Source organism: Ideonella azotifigens (assembly GCF_021043325.1).
Taxonomy (GTDB): domain Bacteria; phylum Pseudomonadota; class Gammaproteobacteria; order Burkholderiales; family Burkholderiaceae_C; genus Ideonella; species Ideonella azotifigens.
Genome location: NZ_JAJNKD010000043.1, coordinates 1 through 2,563 on the forward strand (window position 1 = coordinate 1; position 2,563 = coordinate 2,563).

The 2,563-nt window shown below is 60.9% G+C and carries 2 protein-coding genes and 1 pseudogene; all 3 read left to right on the forward strand.

Annotated features, from left to right (window positions below; translation table 11 throughout):
• The coding region (locus LRH25_RS32455; protein ID WP_231013279.1) for a hypothetical protein at window positions 1–264 on the forward strand (264 nt) is incomplete at its 5' end.
• On the forward strand, window positions 251–763 hold the full coding sequence (locus tag LRH25_RS32460; protein ID WP_141291365.1) for a hypothetical protein: 513 nt from the start codon (window positions 251–253) through the stop codon (window positions 761–763). The genes LRH25_RS32455 and LRH25_RS32460, both read left to right, overlap by 14 nt.
• Window positions 764–1,232: 469 nt before the next feature.
• Window positions 1,233–2,563, forward strand: a pseudogene (locus tag LRH25_RS32465) (hypothetical protein); the annotation flags it as partial.

The following is a 2,563-nucleotide window of genomic DNA, read 5'->3' on the forward strand; positions in this document are numbered from 1 at the left end:
GAGGGCGCTGCGTTCTGTGATGGCGAATGCATCAGCTACTGGCGCGTGGACGCGAAGGGGCGCATCGGCGCTGCGGCCACGCTGTCGGTGTTCGATGCGTCCACAAAAGCATCGACAACCCAGGCGCTTCGAAGATTGAGGGCAACCGAGCCATTGGCAGCTTGGTGCCTCGACGTCCGGCGAGCGGCTGCGTCCGTTGGTGCGGGTTTTGCGATTGCGGCGATGGAGGACGAGGCCCATGGTGCCACCCATGCTGCAGTTTGATTTCTTGCCGAGGCGGCGCCTCAAGGGGCTTCGGCCTGCGCTGGCTTTGCTGACCCTGGCAGTTGTCGGCGGCTTCGGAATGCTGCTCACTCGACAGCATGCGGAGTTGCAGCGGCTTCAGGAGGCGTTGCTTACGGCTGAGCAGAGCGTGTCGCGCAAAGCGGCTCCGGCCGCCAGGGGCGCTTCAGCGCCGTGGGAGGTCAATGCGGTGCGGGATGGGGAGCTTTTGCAACTGCCGGTCGAGGCTCGGCTTTTGGAGTTGGAGCGGTGCGTGGTCAACGGCATGTCATTGGCAAGCTTTAGGTTTGATGCAGCGAGTAATTCCGCCTCTGCGGAAGTGGTTGCCATCCATCAGTCCCAAGCTACGCAGCTGACCCAGTGCCTGAATCAAGGGGATGGGGCGAGCTGGGTATTGGATTCGGTAGAAAGTCGCACGATCGGAGACTCAGGTTACGTGTTGCATTTGCGTTGGAATGCGTTCGATGGGAGGGGTAGATGAGTTCAAATTTCTTTTGTAATAGGTGAGCTCATTGGCTACTTGGTTTTTTCCACAATGCCATTGCCACACGGCAATCAAAGCACCGCATCTGACGTGGTTTAAGATGAGTTTTTCTAAATTGATCCACCATATTTTCTTTGCCATTGCTGCATCTTGTTTATCAATAAGCTGCGCAGCTCAGTATGCTGAAATAATTGAGACTGATGATGCGCTTTACCAGCATCATAAAATAATAATTACAGATCTGTACTATACAAGCGCAGAAGCAAAAGCGGCGTGCTCGGCGAATCAAGGAGAAAATTGTTATGGCTGTTCCACCGGTTCGATAAACAACGTTACCTACTGGTGTCCATTCAAGTACCAGTCTGTTTGGGATGAGGGATCTTCGCGATATATAGATACCACTTGGCGACCAGGGTTCTGCGTTCCTGGTTACCTATATGAGCCTTCCGTGGGCCAATGTGTCCCCATGAAGGACATCTGGCACGACAAGCCCGCCTCGTGCCCTGGCAAGAAGGCGAGCCTGTTCGGAGTGGGAGACCCGATCTACCCGCTGATCGGCGGCAGCAGCTACGACGTCGACCTTGACGCCGGCCTAGGCGGCCTGAAGCTGCGCTACGACATGCGCAGGAAGCTGCCCAGCGACAATCCGGACCTGCTGTTTTCGTACACGGCGCTGCCCTCATTCGGCACGCTGGTCGAGAGCAACCTGCACAAGCGCTTGGTCTATCAGTCGGGCACGCAATACACGCCAGCCAGCATGCAAGCCTCACGCGGCCTGGGCCGCTGGGTCTCGTTTGCGGTCTCCGGCGGGGCCTTTGTGCCCGACCCCGGCGTGCGCGACACGCTGGTGGCCATCAGCGGCGGGTGGCGCTACGTGGACGCCCAGACCCGCGGGGAAGAGACCTACGACAGCACCGGCCGGCTCAACACCGAGAAGCGGGCCGACGGCACGGTGCTCACCTACGGCTACAGCACCGCTGCCGGCGCAGACGCACCCGATGCAGGCTACCTGCTCACCGTGCAGGATCAACTCGGCCACCTGGTCAAGTTCAAGTACGACGCCACCGGTGTGATCACGCAGGTCACCCGGGTGGACGGCCAGGTCATTGGCGTGGCCTACACCGGCGGCAGCCTGAGCCAGCTCACCTGGCCCGACGGCAAATACCTGCAGTTCATCTACGACAAACCCGGCCTGGCCTGGGCGCTGACCGGCGTGGTAGACGAGGAGGGCAAGCGCCGCGTGAGCTTTGGCTACGACGATGTGGGCCACGCGATCAGCACCGAAGAAGGCCAGGGTGTGAACCGCTACACCGCCAGCTGGGACGCTGGCATGGAGCCCGGCTGGAACATCACCGAAGAGTACGACGCGGTCAACAACATCATCTGGATCCACCACCGCTGGAAGAACGTCGGCAACGCCTACGTGCAAGGCCCGCTGGGCTACAGCAACACCGTGGGCGCGAGCATCGTCAACGGCATGAGCTACGCCAGCACCCAGACCCAGCCCGGGGGCAGCGGCTGCAGCGCGGCATCGAGCAGCCAGACGTTTGACGCCAACGCCAACGCCACCAGCCGAGTCGACTTCGCCGGCAACCGAAGCTGCATGGCCTACGACAGCAGCAACCGGGAGACGGTGCGGGTCGAAGGCCTCAAGTCAGCCGACACCTGCCCGGCGGACCTGGCCAGCTACACCGCCACCATCGTCGGCCCGGCCAAGCCCCAGCGCAAGATCAGCACCCAGTGGCACCCGCTGTGGAACCTGCAGACGCAGGTGGTCGAGCCCAACCTCATCACCAC

What these genes read in the sequence shown, in the direction of transcription:
- LRH25_RS32460 (WP_141291365.1), top strand. Translation starts at nt 251, where the DNA reads ATGCTGCAGTTTGATTTCTTGCCGAGGCGGCGCCTCAAGGGGCTTCGG.